General features: G+C 71.0%; 11 protein-coding genes. 5 read left to right on the forward strand and 6 right to left on the reverse strand.

Annotated elements, in window-relative coordinates; translation table 11 throughout:
• Window positions 1–154: 154 nt before the first annotated feature.
• Together ACIRSU_RS20880 and ACIRSU_RS20885 are read right to left on the reverse strand one after the other, a co-directional pair.
• Window positions 155–367, reverse strand: a complete 213-nt coding sequence (locus ACIRSU_RS20880; protein ID WP_403794124.1) for a DUF397 domain-containing protein — start codon at window positions 365–367, stop codon at window positions 155–157.
• A complete protein-coding gene (locus ACIRSU_RS20885; protein ID WP_403794918.1) occupies window positions 364–1,206 on the reverse strand; it encodes a helix-turn-helix domain-containing protein in 843 nt (280 codons plus the stop codon). Before ACIRSU_RS20885 ends, ACIRSU_RS20880 begins: the two co-directional genes overlap by 4 nt.
• A 377-nt stretch (window positions 1,207–1,583) precedes the next feature.
• On the opposite strand from ACIRSU_RS20885, the gene ACIRSU_RS20890 reads away from it, so the two are divergent.
• Window positions 1,584–2,462, forward strand: a complete 879-nt coding sequence (locus tag ACIRSU_RS20890) for a helix-turn-helix domain-containing protein (protein WP_403794126.1) — start codon at window positions 1,584–1,586, stop codon at window positions 2,460–2,462.
• Window positions 2,463–2,580: 118 nt separating this feature from the next.
• Here ACIRSU_RS20890 and aspS read toward each other — a convergent pair whose 3' ends face one another.
• Entirely contained in the window at window positions 2,581–4,404 is a 1,824-nt protein-coding gene (gene aspS / locus ACIRSU_RS20895; protein WP_403794128.1) for an aspartate--tRNA ligase, read from the reverse strand.
• Window positions 4,405–4,560: 156 nt separating this feature from the next.
• Between aspS and ACIRSU_RS20900 the strand changes: the two genes are divergently transcribed.
• The gene (locus ACIRSU_RS20900; RefSeq protein ID WP_403794129.1) at window positions 4,561–6,705 is read left to right on the forward strand and encodes a SpoIIE family protein phosphatase; all 2,145 of its coding nucleotides are present in this window, start codon (window positions 4,561–4,563) and stop codon (window positions 6,703–6,705) included.
• 314 nt (window positions 6,706–7,019) lie between these two features.
• Window positions 7,020–7,841, forward strand: coding sequence for an MBL fold metallo-hydrolase (locus ACIRSU_RS20905; RefSeq protein WP_403794131.1), 822 nt, complete (start codon window positions 7,020–7,022; stop codon window positions 7,839–7,841).
• Window positions 7,842–7,923: 82 nt separating this feature from the next.
• Here the strand turns inward: ACIRSU_RS20905 and ACIRSU_RS20910 are convergent, their stop codons facing one another.
• From ACIRSU_RS20910 to ACIRSU_RS20920, 3 genes are all read right to left on the reverse strand, one after another.
• Window positions 7,924–8,994 carry an AI-2E family transporter gene (locus tag ACIRSU_RS20910; protein WP_403794133.1) on the reverse strand — a complete coding sequence of 357 codons (1,071 nt, stop codon included), beginning with the start codon at window positions 8,992–8,994 and terminating at the stop codon, window positions 7,924–7,926.
• A gap of 186 nt (window positions 8,995–9,180) precedes the next feature.
• Window positions 9,181–10,143 (reverse strand): pirin family protein, encoded by a 963-nt coding sequence (locus ACIRSU_RS20915; RefSeq protein ID WP_403794135.1) that lies wholly within the window; start codon window positions 10,141–10,143, stop codon window positions 9,181–9,183.
• Between the two features lie 144 nt (window positions 10,144–10,287).
• A complete protein-coding gene (locus ACIRSU_RS20920) occupies window positions 10,288–10,794 on the reverse strand; it encodes an SseB family protein (protein ID WP_403794137.1) in 507 nt (168 codons plus the stop codon).
• A gap of 170 nt (window positions 10,795–10,964) precedes the next feature.
• On the opposite strand from ACIRSU_RS20920, the gene ACIRSU_RS20925 reads away from it, so the two are divergent.
• Complete coding sequence (locus ACIRSU_RS20925) at window positions 10,965–12,794, forward strand: acyl-CoA dehydrogenase (protein ID WP_403794139.1); 1,830 nt, start codon at window positions 10,965–10,967, stop codon at window positions 12,792–12,794.
• 285 nt (window positions 12,795–13,079) lie between these two features.
• Window positions 13,080–14,375 carry a M18 family aminopeptidase gene (locus ACIRSU_RS20930; RefSeq protein WP_403794141.1) on the forward strand — a complete coding sequence of 432 codons (1,296 nt, stop codon included), beginning with the start codon at window positions 13,080–13,082 and terminating at the stop codon, window positions 14,373–14,375.
• The last annotated feature ends 10 nt before the right edge of the window (window positions 14,376–14,385 follow it).

The raw sequence follows: 14,385 nt of genomic DNA on the forward strand, positions 1-14,385 counted from the left end.
TACCGCCCGCTGCTCTACGATCGCGTCGTCGAGGGAGCCCGACCAGCCGATGAGGCGCTGGACGCCCGCGACCTCGGATTCGAGCGTGGCGGTCGAGGTGACGCGGCCCTGCGTCACCCCGTCCGGCGTGAGCCGCGGCTGGGCGGCTGCCAGCTCAGCAGGAGCCCCCGGCGTATGTAACGAAGCCCGCCCACGCGGCCGGGGTCACGGCGAGGTGGGGGCCGGGGAGGTTCTTGGAGTCGCGGATGTGGATCGCGGTGGGGGTGGTGGCGATCTCGACGCAGGAGTCGCCCTCGCTGCTGCTGCTGTAGCTGCTCTTGAACCACACCAGGTCAGCGACGTCCTCGGTCGAGCGGTTGTGGATCATGTTTCTCCTAGCAGTTGCTCGATGAAGACCTTGGACTCAAGGGGCGTCAGAGCCTGTGCCCGGACGATCCCATAGCGCAGTTCCAGGATACGGAGCTGGCGCGGATCGGTCACGGGTCGGCCGTTGGCGACCGCCGGCGAGCGCCCGACGGCGGAACCGTCCGCGAACTTCAGCACCTCGATGCCGCCCGCCAGGCCCGCGTGCTCTTCGCGGTCCGTGGGCATCACATGAAGCTCGACGTTCTTCATCTTGCCGATCTCCACGAGGTGTTCCAACTGTCGGCGCAGTATCGCCCGGCCTCCGAGCGGGCGACGGAGTGTCCACTCCTCCAACACGAAGCTCAGCTCGGGAGCCGGATCCCGTTCGAAGATCGCCTTGCGCGCCACGCGCGCCGCCATGTACCGCTCGACCTCGTCCGTCGTGTACGCCGGGCGGCGCATGACGAGCAGCCCGTGCGCGTATTCGGGCGTCTGAAGCAGGCCGTGGATGTTGAGCGGGTCGTAGAGGTGCATCTCCACCGTCTTGGCTTCGAGTTTCGCCAGGTCCCGCACCTTCTTGGGGTAGCGGACCCTCGCCACGTCCTCCTTCATGGCCTTCAGCAGACCGTCCGCGCTCAGGACCTCGTCCGCCTTGTCCAGGAACTCCGGACGCGGGATCCGCCTCCCGCCCTCCAGCTTGTAGACCATGTCCTCGCCGTAGCCGACGGCAGCCCCGAACTCGGCCGCGCGCATTCCCACCGCCTCGCGCCGCAGCTTCAACTGCCGCCCCACAGTGGCGATGACCGCCAGGCCCCACTCGTCGTCCGGGTCCACTTCCCAGCCGGGCTCGTCCACCGCCATGCCGTACCCCTCCGTCGTCCTGTGCACCGCGAACCCTCTACCCGCCGACACGGCCACGGCAGTCCGGACAACAGTGGACAGACTCCGGACAATCACCCTTCGCACCGAAGCCCAACCGCTTGGGTTTCGGTGGTCCGGGTGGTCCCAACTACCAAGGACGACAGGTGAAATGACCCCACCAAACCCACCCTTTCCCGCCCGCTGCGGGTCGATCACTCCCTCGGGTGAAATATGCCAACAGAGCTGGCGGGAGGACGGGTTGGTTGATCTACGCTCAGCGCACACAGGCAGCACATGCCCCAGACATACGTCGGCCCTCGCCGGGAGTTGCGTTCCCAGTGCGAGGGCCTGACCAACGAGGAAGAAAGCCCTTCCCGATGGATAGCCAGAACACTAGCGTGCGCCCGCACGCCCCGTCCCGTCGCGCGCGGAAAAACCACCCCTCCGGTGGAGGTGTGGTCCACGACAACACCCGGCACTCCAGCCGCTTCACCGTCGTCGGCAACCATCTCGCCCAGCACGCCGAGCTCTCGCTCGTCGCGATCGGGCTGGCCACGCACATCCAGTCGCTGCCGACCGGTGCCGCCGTCGACATCAAGAGCCTCGCCGCGCGCTTCCCCGAGGGGACCACCAAAATCGCCTCCGCGCTGCGGGAGTTGGAGGCGCACGGGTATCTGCGGCGGACCCGGGAGCGTACCGCGAGCGGGCGGATGATCACGCGTACGGTCTCCTGCAACCAGCCGGGCCGGAGCAGCAACGACACGCGCGGCGAACCGCCGCCCAAGCCTAGGCCCCGCCAGCACCAACCGAAGGAGCCGCGGCGCCGCGCCCTGCCCGCCGTGCCGCAGCCCGCTTGGCCGAGGCTCGACCTGTTGCAGACCGCGCACGCCGTGCTCGGATGCCTCCGCCTCGAAGACCGCCGGCTGCTGCTCTCCGCCGCCGACACCGAACACCTCGTCCCCGGCGTCGTGTCCTGGCTGGAACGGGACGTCTCCTCCGAGGCCGTCCACCACGCCCTCATCGCCGATCTCCCGCGCGAGCCCCTGCACCGCCCGGCCGCCCTCCTGGCCCACCGCCTCGCCGACCGTCTCCCGCCCGCACCGCCCTTCCACGCCCCGGCGGCGCCCCCGCCCGTGCGCCATCCGCTGCAGAACTGCGACGACTGCGACAGGGCCTTCCGCGCCGCCGAACCGGGCGGCCCCTGCCACGACTGCCGCACTGGCTCATTCGTTCTCTCACCGCCGCCTCGGCCATAGAGGTCATCCGGAACGAGTAGCTGCCGGAAGGGCGAAACCCCCGCGCACACACGCGAGGGGCCCGGGACCGTGCGAGACGGTCCCGGGCCCCTGCCCGTTCAGCTCACTTCACAACGCGTCAGCCGCGCGCCGCGTCCGGGTGCACCGCGTCCGCGACCGGGCGGCCGCCCTCGACGACCTTCGCCTCGGCCGGCTTGCGCAGGGCGATGTGGAGCTCGCGCAGGCGGGACTCGTCGAGCTCGGTCGGGGCGCCCATCATCAGGTCCTGGGCGTTGCCGTTGAGCGGGAAGGCGATCGTCTCGCGGATGTTGGGCTCGTCCGCGAGGAGCATGACGATGCGGTCGACGCCCGGGGCGATGCCGCCGTGCGGGGGGGCGCCGAACTGGAAAGCGCGGAGCATGCCGGCGAACTCGGTCTCGACGACCTCGCGCGGGTAGCCGGCGATCTCGAACGCCTTGAACATGATGTCGGGCTCGTGGTTCCGGATGGCGCCGGAGGACAGCTCGATGCCGTTGCAGACGATGTCGTACTGCCAGCCGAGGATGTCCAGCGGGTCCTGGGTCTCCAGGGCCTCGAGGCCGCCCTGCGGCATCGAGAAGGGGTTGTGCGAGAAGTCGATCTTGCCGGTCTCCTCGTCCTTCTCGTACATCGGGAAGTCGACGATCCACGCGAAGCGGAAGACGTTCTCCTCGAACTGGCCGGCGCGCTTGGCGGCCTCGACCCGGACCGGGCCCATGATCTTGGAGACCTCGTCGAACTCGCCGGCGCCGAAGAACACGGCGTGGCCCTCGGCCAGGCCGAGGCGCTCGGTGAGGACCTTGACGTTCTCCTCGGTGAGGAACTTGGCGATGGGGCCGGTGAGGGCGCCGCCCTCGCCGACGCGCACCCAGGCCAGGCCCTTGGCGCCGAGGGAGACGGCGAAGTCGCCGAGGCCGTCGAAGAACTTGCGCGGCTGGTCACCGGTGTTCGGGACGGCGAGCGCGCGGACGTGCTTGCCGGCGAACGCCTTGAACTCCGACTTCTCGAAGACGTCGGTGATGTCGACGAGTTCGAGGGAGGTGCGCAGGTCGGGCTTGTCGTTGCCGTACTTCAGCATCGACTCGCGGAACGGGATCCGCGGGAAGGGGGAGCTCACCGGACGCCCGCCGCCGAACTCCTCGAAGAGCTCGGTCATCAGCTTCTCGATGGGCTGGAAGACGTCCTCCTGCTCGACGAAGCTCATCTCGACGTCGAGCTGGTAGAACTCGCCCGGCGAGCGGTCGGCGCGGGCGTCCTCGTCGCGGAAGCAGGGCGCGATCTGGAAGTAGCGGTCGAAGCCCGAGATCATCAGCAGCTGCTTGAACTGCTGCGGGGCCTGCGGCAGCGCGTAGAACTTGCCGGGGTTCAGGCGGGACGGGACGACGAAGTCACGGGCGCCCTCGGGGGAGGTCGCGGTGAGGATCGGGGTCGCCATCTCGTTGAAGCCGAGCGCCACCATCTTGGAGCGGATGGAGGCGATGACGGCGGAGCGCAGCATGATGTTCCGGTGCATGCGCTCGCGGCGCAGGTCGAGGAAGCGGTACTCGAGCCGCCGCTCCTCGTTCACGCCGTCGTCGGTGTTGATGGTGAACGGGATCTGCTGCGCCGCGCCGAGCACCTCGACCTCGGCGGCCTCGATCTCGATCTCGCCGGTGGCCAGGTCCGGGTTGACGTTCTCGGCGCCGCGGGAGACGACCTTGCCGTCGACGCGGACGACGGTCTCCTTGGTCAGCTTGTCGAGGACCTCGGCCGCGGCGGTGCCGGGGCGGGCGACCAGCTGGGTGATGCCGTAGTGGTCGCGCAGATCGATGAAGAGGATGCCGCCCAGGTCGCGCCGATTGTGCAGCCAGCCGCTCAGCCGGACGTCGGTGCCGACGTCAGAGGCGCGGAGCTCGCCGCAGGTGTGGGACCTGTACCGATGCATCGTCGTTCATCCAGTCTTCGGGATCGGTGGAGTATCGCTTGATATATCAAGCCCACCCAGGGTACCGGGCCACCCAAGATCGCGATTCGAATACTCTCGGTGTCAAGAGTTCGCGACCTGTGGCGGCGCGCTGTCCGATATTCATAAAGTGGGGCAATGCGCACCGAGGACGTCCTGGCGGCCATCGCGACCGGCCTGTGGCGCTGGGACAACGCCTCCCGGACCGTCACGCTCGACGCCGAGGCGGCCCGGCTGCTCGGGCTGCCCGCCGAGCCCGTGCGGCTCAGCGAGGCGGCGGTGCGGTCGCGCTTCCATCCGGTCGACTGGAACGAGATCGACGGGGTCGTGGCCCTCGCCCTCGCCGAGGGGACCCTGGCCGAGGCCCGGCTGCGGATCATGGACGAGCACGGGCGGGTGATCCGTACCGTACGGAGCAGGTCCAAGCCGCTGGTCGAGGGACCCGACTACGAGCTGATCGGCACCCTCCAGGAGGTCGCCGAGCCGCAGCCCGGCACCGCCGGCCCGCACACCCCCATCACCGGCGACTGGCGCCGCTCCCGCGAGGCCTTCCTGCTCGACGCGGGCCGGGCGCTCGCCGAGGCGCGGTCGACGGCCGAGGTGCTGCGGGTGGCGGCCTCGCTCTCCATGCCCGGTTTCTCGCCGGACGGGCTCGCGGTCTTCGGGATGTCGGGCGACCGGCTGACGGTGATCGGCCACCACGGGCACGGCGACGGCGACGAGGGGCCGTTCACGTCGATGACGCTCGACACCGACTACCCGGCGGCCGAGGTGGTGCGGACGGGACGGGCGATCTATCTGCCGACGCCGGAGGAGTACGCCCGCCGCTTCCCCATGACCTGGCCGCTCGCCCAGCGCTTCAACCGCCGCTCCTGGGCCTTCGTGCCGCTGGTCGTCGCCGGGCGGACGATGGGCGCGTGGATGGCCGCCTTCAAGCACCCGGTGGCCTTCACACCCGACGAGCGCTCCGTCCTCACCACGGTCGCCCGGATGCTCGCCCAGGCCCTCGCCCGCGCCGGGGTCGCCGAGTCCGAGCGGGAGCTGTCGCTGGGCCTCCAGCGCACGATGATGCCGGTCCTCGGGCCGGGCATCCCCGGCATCCAGGTGGCCGCGCGGTACGTGCCCACCGGCGGCGGGCTGCAGGTCGGCGGCGACTGGTACGACATGATCCGGCTGCCCGACGGGCCCGGCGGCGGCCGGATCGCCCTGGTCATCGGCGACGTGCAGGGCCACGACGTCCGGGCGGCCGGGCTCATGGGCCAGCTGCGGATCGCGCTGCGGGCGTACGCCTCCGAGGGGCACCGCCCCGATGCCGTACTGTCCCGCGCCTCCCGCTTCCTGTACGGGATCAACGACGGCGTGGACGAAGGGGGCGGCGCGGGCGGCGCGGGCGGCGACGACGAGCGGCCGGGCGGCGGACCGCGCTTCGCGACCTGCCTCTACCTGGAGGTCGACCTGGAGAGCGGCACCGTCGACATCGCCCGGGCCGGCCACCCGGACCCGACGGTGCGGATGACCGACGGAACGGTTCTCCTCCGGCACACCGCCGGCGGCCTGCCCCTCGGCATCGACCCCGACACCGACTACCCCACCACCCGGCTCACCCTGGCCCCCGGCGAGACCCTGATGATCTGCACCGACGGGCTCCTGGAGACCGGCGGCCACGACCTCGACAGCGGCTGGGACCGGATCCGCAAGCTCCTGGAGGACCACCGGGGCGACGACCTGGAGGCCCTCGCCGACCGGCTCGTCGAGGCCGTCCACGGGCCCGGCTCGCACCACACCACCGGCCCGCTCGCCGACCGCCGCGAGGACGACATCGCCGTCCTGCTGCTCTCCCGCCAGCCCGGCACCGGGGTACGGGAGGCCCCGCGCCGCGCGATGATGACCATCGCCCAGGCCGACCCGCATCGCATCGCCACCGCCCGCGGGAACGTCCGCCAGCTGCTCCACGACTGGTCGGATCCCGACCAGGTCGACTCGGCGGTCCTGATGGTCTCCGAGATGGTCACCAACGTCCTCGTCCACACGGACGGCGACGCCCTGCTCGTCGCCGAGGTCGTCTGCCTCCCGGACGCCCCGGACGCCCGCCGGCTGCGCGTCGAGGTCGCCGACGCGAGCGACGAACTGCCGCACAAGCGGCACCCGGGCGAGATGGCGTCCAACGGGCGCGGGCTGCTGCTCATGGAGATGCTCGCGGACTCGTGGGGCGTGGACCCGCGCGGCGAGGGCAAGGCGATCTGGTTCGAGCTGCACGAACCGGAGCCGGGGAAGAACTGCTGACCCCGACGGGATGCCGGGCCCGGCCGGCCCCTGGTCGGCCCCCGCCGCGCCGCAGCCCAGCCCGCACCATGCCCACACCGTCCCCGCCGCGCCCAGCCGGCGCCCGGCACGCACCGCCACCGCACCGGCCCGCAGCCGCCGCGCCGCACCCAACCCGCAGCCGCCGCGCCGCAACCCGCCAACGCCCGCCCGCCCGGCCGGCCGCCGAGCCCCACCGGCTGCCGCGCCCGCGCCCCGCGCATACGACGCGCGGCGTCCGGGCGGGCGGCGGAGACTGGTGTCGTACGGCCGCCGGGGGGACCACGGAGCTCGCCATGGACACGCACAAGGTCGGCAGCGACACCACCGTCATCGGCGACAGCCTGGAAGTCCCGGGGATCGGCCACATCCCCGTCAACGCCTACGTCCTCACCTCCCGCGAACCGGTCGTCGTCGACACCGGCCTGTCCGTCGCCGACCGCGACTTCGTGGCGACGCTCGGCACGATCATCGACCCGGCCGACGTGCGCTGGATCTGGCTCACCCACCCCGATCGCGACCACACCGGCGGGATCTTCGACCTGCTGGTGGCGGCCCCGCGGGCGCGGGTCGTGACCACCTTCATCGGCGCCGGGATCATGACCACCGAGCGCCCGCTGCCCATGGACCGCGTGTACTTCCTCAATCCCGGCCAGTCCCTCGACGTCGGCGACCGCCGCCTGCGGGGCTTCCGGCCGCCGCTCTTCGACAACCCGGCGACCGTGGGCTTCTACGACGAGAAGACCCGCATCTGCTTCAGCTCGGACTGCTTCGGCGGCGCCATGCCCACGGCCGAACTCGCCGAGAGCGGGCATGCCAACGACCTGAAGCCGGAGGAGCTGCGCGCCGCGCAGCTGCTGTGGGCGACGGTGGACAGCCCGTGGGTGCAGGTCGTCGACCGGGCGAAGTTCCGGGCGTGGATCGAGCCGCTGCGGGAGATGAGCCCGGAGATCGTGCTGTGCACACACCTTCCGCCGGCGGTCCGGATGACCACCCGCCTGATCGAGACGATCACCATGGCGCCGGACGCGGACCCGTTCGTGGGCCCGGACCAGGCCGCCCTGGAACAGATGCTGAGGGCGTTCGAGCCCGGCAGCACCCCGGCGGCGGCCACCTGAAGCCTGCCGGAAGCCGTCTGGAAGCCGCTGGAAGCCCGCCACAAGCCCGCCGGAAGCCCGCCACAAGACCGCCACAAGCCCGCTAGGACGCGTCCCCCGGCCCCCCGTACCGCGTGCGCAGCTCCCCGACGACCCCGAAGAACGCGGCGGTCAGCGGTACGGCGAGCAGCATGCCGAGCACCCCGGCGACGGACGCCCCGGCGGTGATCGCCAGCATGACCACGGCCGGGTGCATCTGCACGGTCCGGGACTGCACGACCGGCTGGAGCACGTTGCCCTCGATGACCTGGACGGCGAGGACCACGCCGAGCACCCACAGCGCGATGACGAAGCCGCGGTCGGCGAGCGCGACGAGCACGGCGACGGCGCCGGAGAGGAAGGCGCCGAGGTACGGGATGTAGGCGGTGATGAAGACGAGCGCGGCGAGGCCGATCGCGCCCGGCACGTCCAGGACGAGCAGCCCGACGCCGATGAGGACGGCGTCGACGAGCGCGACGAAGGTCGTGCCGCGCATGAAGCCCTCGACCGCCTCGAAGGCGCGCCGCCCCATGGCCTCCACCATGTCGCCGGTGGAGCGGGGCGCGAGCGAGCGCAGCACGCCGGCCGCCCGGTCGGAGTCGCGCAGGAAGAAGAAGACGAGGAGGAGGGCGAGGACGGCGGTGCCGAGCATCTGGCCGACCACGCTGAGCCCGGAGATCACCCCGGAGGCGGCCGTCCCGCCGAACCTCTCCAGGAGCCGCTTGGCGTTCTTGGCGAGGTCGTCGAGCGAGGTGCCGGCCGCGCCGAAGTGCCGGGCGATGTCGGACGCGGCCTGCCGCAGCGAGTCGACGATCTGGGCGCCGGTGTCGACGATCGCGGCGACGACGATGTACGTGGCGCCGCCGACGACCACGAGCACGGCGAGCACGGTCAGCCCCGCGGCCAGCGACTTCCGCACCTTCATCCGCAGCAGCCGGCGGTAGAGCGGGCCGAGCAGCGCGGTGCCGAGGAGGGCGAGCAGGGCGGGCGTGACGGCCGTCTTGAAGACCACGCACAGCCAGATGAAGACGGCCGCGACCCCGGCGACGAGCAGCATGACGACGCACCAGGCGGCGGTGCGGCGGGCGGCTTCGGGAAGCAGCGGGCGCTCGGCGGCTGGGCGTTCGGCGGGCATGCACCCACCGGACCACGGCGCCCGGCGTGCCGTCGCGCGCTGCCGGGCCGTACGGGTGACGAGGCGTCAGGCGCGGTGCGGGGTCAGAGGCAGGGCTACGGGACGGAAGCAGCGGTACGGGGACGGGGGCCGCGCCCTCGTCCCCGTACCGGAGTCCCGTACGAGCCCTGCCGGGCCTGCTCGCCCCTACTCGCCCATGCCGTGCACGGCCGGGATCGTGCCGAGCCGGCCCGCCTGGAAGTCCTCGAAGGCCTGGCGGAGTTCGGCCTGGGTGTTCATGACGAACGGGCCGTAGTGCGCCATCGGCTCACGGATCGGCTGCCCGCCCAGGAGCACGACCTCCAGGTCGGGGGTGTTGCCGTCCTGCTTCTCGTCGGCCCGCACGGTGAGCGCGCCTCCCTTGCCGAAGACGGCGGTCTGGCCCATGTGGACGGGCCGTCGCTCGGCGCCGACGGTGCCGCGGCCGGCCAGCACGTACGCGAGGCCGTTGAAGTCCTCGCGCCACGGCAGGTTGATCTCGGCGCCGGGGCGGAGGGTGGCGTGGATCATCGTGATCGGGGTGTGGGTGATGCCGGGGCCCTGGTGGCCGTCGAGCTCGCCCGCGATGACGCGGAGCAGCGCGCCGCCGTCGGGGGAGGTGAGCAGCTGGACCTGGCCGCCGCGGATGTCCTGGTAGCGGGGGGCCATCATCTTGTCGGACGCGGGCAGGTTCACCCAGAGCTGGAGGCCGTGGAAGAGGCCGCCGCTGACGACGAGCTGCTCCGGCGGGGCCTCGATGTGGAGCAGGCCGGAGCCGGCGGTCATCCACTGGGTGTCGCCGTTGGTGATGGTGCCGCCACCGCCGTTGGAGTCCTGGTGGTCGAAGATCCCGTCGATGATGTAGGTGACGGTCTCGAAGCCGCGGTGGGGGTGCCACGGGGTGCCCTTGGGCTCGCCCGGGGCGTACTCCACCTCGCCCATCTGGTCCATCATGATGAACGGGTCGAGGTACTGGTAGTTGATGCCGGCGAACGCGCGGCGCACCGGGAAGCCCTCGCCCTCGAAGCCCTGGGGGGCCGTGGTGACGGCGAGCACCGGGCGGGCGGCGGCGTCGGCGGACGCGGCGACACGGGGCAGGGTCAGCGGGTTCTCGACAGTCACGGCGGGCATGGCGGGGCCTCCTCGTACGTTCATCTCGATCTTGATTGAACGTTGTACGTCCAGGTTAGTTGAATCCTGAACTTTCTGCTACCCAGAACGCAGAACGCCCGGGAGGAATTCCTCCCGGGCGTCCCCGTGCACTTCCAGCTTCCGTCAGCCGTACATCCGCCGCATCGCGAAGTCGACCATCTGCTCCACGGCCTTCGCGTCGAAGACCATCCGGTGGTCGCCCTCCATGTCGAGCACGAAGCCGTAGCCGGTCGGCAGCAGGTCGATCACCTCCGCGCCCGTGATCACGAAGTACTTCGACTCCTTGCCCGCGTACCGCCGCAGCTCCTTGAGCGACGTGAACATCGGGATCACCGGCTGCTGGGTGTTGTGCAGCGCCAGGAAGCCCGGATTGTCGCCGCGCGGGCAGTAGACCTTGGAGGTGGCGAAGATCTGCTGGAAGTCCTCGGCCGCCATCTGCCCGGTCGTGAAGGCCCGCACCGCGTCCGCGAGCGACGGCGGCGACGGCTCCGGGTAGAGCGGGGGCTGCTGGGCGTAGCCACCCTGCATCCCGCCCTGCATCCCACCCCCCTGCATCCCGCCCTGCGGCGCGTACTGCTGCTGAGGCGGCGCGTACTGCTGGGCACCCGGGTTCTGGTCGTAGCCGTACATGACAGCAAGCCTATCGAGCGGCGCCGGCCAGGTGCGGCCCCCGTCACAGATGTCCGGAAAGGGGTTGCCGTTATTACCGGTGGGTAGCATCATCGTAGAGAGCGTGAGCTACTCACGGGTAGTACGTGTACGAGGACCTTCCCTCCCCGAGCCTTTACGGAGCCGTCGCCATGGGGCACTACAAGTCGAATCTCCGCGACATCGAGTTCAACCTCTTCGAGGTCCTCGGCCGCGACAAGGTGTACGGCACCGGTCCGTTCGAGGAGATGGACGTCGACACCGCCAAGAGCATCCTCGACGAGATCCGCCGCCTCGCCGAGAACGAGCTCGCGGAGTCCTTCGCCGACGCCGACCGCAACCCGCCGGTCTTCGACCCGGAGACCAACACCGCCCCGGTCCCGGCCTCCTTCAAGAACTCGTACAACGCCTTCATGGAGTCCGAGTACTGGCGTCTCGGCATCCCCGAGGAGATCGGCGGCACCGTCTCCCCGCGCTCCCTGATCTGGGCCTACGCGGAGCTGCTGCTCGGCTCCAACCCGGCCATCTGGATGTACTCCTCCGGCCCGGCCTTCGCCGGCATCCTCTTCAACGAGGGCAACGAGGCGCAGAAGAAGATCGCCAAGATCGCCGTCGACCGCCGCTGGGGCTCCACCATGGTGCTCACCGAGCCCGACGCGGGCTCCGACGTCGGCGCCGGCCGCACCAAGGCCATCCAGCAGGAGGACGGCTCCTGGCACATCGAGGGCGTCAAGCGCTTCATCACGTCCGGTGAGCACGACATGGAGGAGAACATCCTCCACTACGTCCTCGCCCGCCCCGAGGGTGCCGGCCCCGGCACCAAGGGCCTCTCCCTCTTCCTCGTCCCGAAGTACGAGTTCGACTGGGAGACCGGCGAGCTCGGCGCCCGCAACGGCGTCTACGCCACCAACGTCGAGCACAAGATGGGCCTCAAGGCGTCCAACACGTGCGAGATGACCTTCGGCGACAAGCACCCCGCCAAGGGCTGGCTCATCGGCGACAAGCACGACGGCATCCGCCAGATGTTCCTCATCATCGAGTTCGCCCGCATGATGGTCGGCACGAAGGCGATCTCCACCCTCTCCACGGGCTACCTCAACGCCCTGGAGTACGCCAAGGAGCGCGTCCAGGGCACCGACCTGGCCAACTTCATGGACAAGAACGCGCCCAAGGTCACCATCACCCACCACCCCGACGTGCGCCGCTCGCTCATGACGCAGAAGGCGTACGCCGAGGGCATGCGCTCCCTCGTCCTCTACACGGCCTCCGTGCAGGACGCCATCCAGGAGAAGGAAGCCGCCGGCGAGGACGCCAAGGCGCTCCACGGCCTCAACGACCTCCTGCTCCCGATCGTCAAGGGCTACGGCTCCGAGAAGGGCTACGAGCAGCTCGCCCAGTCGCTGCAGACCTTCGGCGGCTCCGGCTTCCTGCAGGAGTACCCGATCGAGCAGTACATCCGCGACTCGAAGATCGACACCCTGTACGAGGGCACCACCGCGATCCAGGGCCAGGACTTCTTCTTCCGGAAGATCGTCCGCGACCAGGGCGCGTCCCTGAACGCCCTCGCCGAGGAGATCAAGAAGTTCCTCGCCGTCGGCACCGGCGGCGACGAGCTCGCCGGCGCCCGCGACTCCCTCGCCAAGGCTGCCGTCGACCTCGAGGCCATCGTCGGCACGATGATCACCGACCTCACCGCCACCGGCGAGGACGTCAAGAACATCTACAAGGTCGGCCTCAACTCCACCCGCCTGCTGCTGGCCGCCGGTGACGTCGTCGTCGGCTACCTGCTGCTGCGCGGTGCCGCCGTCGCCGCCGAGAAGCTCGCCGCCGGCGCCACGGGCAAGGACGTCGCCTTCTACCAGGGCAAGATCGCCGCCGCGAAGTTCTTCGCCGCGAACATCCTGCCGGGCGTCTCCACCGAGCGCCTGATCGCCGAGGGCGTCACCAACGAGATCATGGACCTGGACGAGGCCGCGTTCTAACGCACAGGCACGCGCCTGAGTCCGCACACAGGAACGGCTCGCTCCCGGGGAGGGGAGCGGGCCGTTCCCCTTTTCCCGTGGCTCGGTTCGCCTCCGGGGCGCTTGAGCCGGGCTCACGACCCCGACCGTGCTCGACCAGCTCGTTCCTCGCAGGCCTCCGCGCGCTCGGGATCGTTCCCCCGGCGCGCCCCTTCGGCTCACTCGCCTTTGCGTTCGTCGAGGGCCGCCCAGGCGCCCTTGATCCGGGCCGGGTCCACATGTCGAGACCCCCGTAAGGTGAACGTCATGAGTAGCGCACCTGCCCGCTTCGACCGCGGCCACACCGATGACCTCATGTCCTTCCTCGCGGCCTCGCCGTCGCCGTACCACGTGGTGGCCAACACGGCCGAGCGGCTGGAGAAGGCGGGTTTCCGCAAGGTCGAGGAGACCGACGCCTGGGAGGGGACGGCCGGCGGGAAGTACGTGATCCGCGGCGGGGCGATCATCGCCTGGTACGTGCCCGAGGGCGCCGCCGCGCACACTCCGTTCCGGATCGTCGGCGCGCACACCGACTCGCCGAACCTGCGGGTCAAGCCGCAGCCGGACTTCGGGCGGGAGGGCTGGCGGCAGGTGGCCGTCGAGATCTACGGCGGGCCGCTGCTCAACAGCTGGCTCGACCGGGACCTGGGCCTCGCCGGCCGGCTGACGCTGCGGGACGGCAGCCACCGGCTCGTGAACGTGGACCGGCCGCTGCTGCGCGTGCCGCAGCTCGCCATCCACCTGGACCGGCAGGTCAACGAGGGCATGAAGCTGGAGCGCCAGCGCCACATGCAGCCGATCTGGGGCCTGGGCGACGTCCACGAGGGCGACCTGGTCGACTTCGTCGCCGGGGAGGCGGGCGTCGACGCGGAGGACGTGGCCGGCTGGGACCTCATGGTGCACGCCCTGGAGGCGCCCGCCTACCTGGGCCGCGACCGCGAGCTGCTCGCCGGGCCGCGGATGGACAACCTGATCTCCGTGCACGCCTGCGCCGCCGCGCTCGCCGCCGTCGCCGCGCACGGCGACGACCTGCCGTACATCCCGGTCTTCGCCGCCTTCGACCACGAGGAGAACGGCTCCGAGGCCGACACCGGCGCCCAGGGCCCGCTGCTCGGCAACGTCCTGGAGCGCTCGGTGTACGCGCGCGGCGGCAGCTTCGAGGACAAGGCGCGCGCCCTCGCCGGCTCCGTCTGCCTCTCCTCCGACGTCGGCCACGCCGTGCACCCCAACTACGGCGAGCGCCACGACCCGACGCACCACCCGCGCCCCAACGGCGGCCCCATCCTCAAGGTCAACGTCAACCAGCGCTACGCCACCGACGGCAGCGGCCGCGCGGTGTTCGCCGCCGCGTGCGAGAAGGCGGGCGTGCCGTGGCAGTCGTTCGTCTCCAACAACGACATGCCGTGCGGCACGACGATCGGCCCCATCACCGCCGCCCGCCACGGCATCTCGACCGTCGACATCGGCGTCGCCTGCCTGTCGATGCACAGCGCCCGTGAGCTGTGCGGCGCGGAGGACCCGTACCACCTGGCGAACGCGCTCGTGGCCTTCCTGGAGGGCTGACCGGCTCCGG

Origin of the sequence: Streptomyces sp. NPDC101160 (assembly GCF_044768205.1) — a bacterium.
Classification (GTDB): domain Bacteria; phylum Actinomycetota; class Actinomycetes; order Streptomycetales; family Streptomycetaceae; genus Streptomyces.

Coding starts and splice junctions, on each gene's coding strand:
- ACIRSU_RS20885 (WP_403794918.1), bottom strand. CDS start 1,206: ATGGCGGTGGACGAGCCCGGCTGGGAAGTGGACCCGGACGACGAGTGG.
- ACIRSU_RS20930 (WP_403794141.1), top strand. CDS start 13,080: ATGAGTAGCGCACCTGCCCGCTTCGACCGCGGCCACACCGATGACCTC.
- ACIRSU_RS20890 (WP_403794126.1), top strand. CDS start 1,584: ATGGATAGCCAGAACACTAGCGTGCGCCCGCACGCCCCGTCCCGTCGC.
- ACIRSU_RS20900 (WP_403794129.1), top strand. CDS start 4,561: ATGCGCACCGAGGACGTCCTGGCGGCCATCGCGACCGGCCTGTGGCGC.
- ACIRSU_RS20925 (WP_403794139.1), top strand. CDS start 10,965: ATGGGGCACTACAAGTCGAATCTCCGCGACATCGAGTTCAACCTCTTC.
- ACIRSU_RS20910 (WP_403794133.1), bottom strand. CDS start 8,994: ATGCCCGCCGAACGCCCAGCCGCCGAGCGCCCGCTGCTTCCCGAAGCC.
- ACIRSU_RS20915 (WP_403794135.1), bottom strand. CDS start 10,143: ATGCCCGCCGTGACTGTCGAGAACCCGCTGACCCTGCCCCGTGTCGCC.
- ACIRSU_RS20880 (WP_403794124.1), bottom strand. CDS start 367: ATGATCCACAACCGCTCGACCGAGGACGTCGCTGACCTGGTGTGGTTC.
- ACIRSU_RS20905 (WP_403794131.1), top strand. CDS start 7,020: ATGGACACGCACAAGGTCGGCAGCGACACCACCGTCATCGGCGACAGC.
- aspS (WP_403794128.1), bottom strand. CDS start 4,404: ATGCATCGGTACAGGTCCCACACCTGCGGCGAGCTCCGCGCCTCTGAC.
- ACIRSU_RS20920 (WP_403794137.1), bottom strand. CDS start 10,794: ATGTACGGCTACGACCAGAACCCGGGTGCCCAGCAGTACGCGCCGCCT.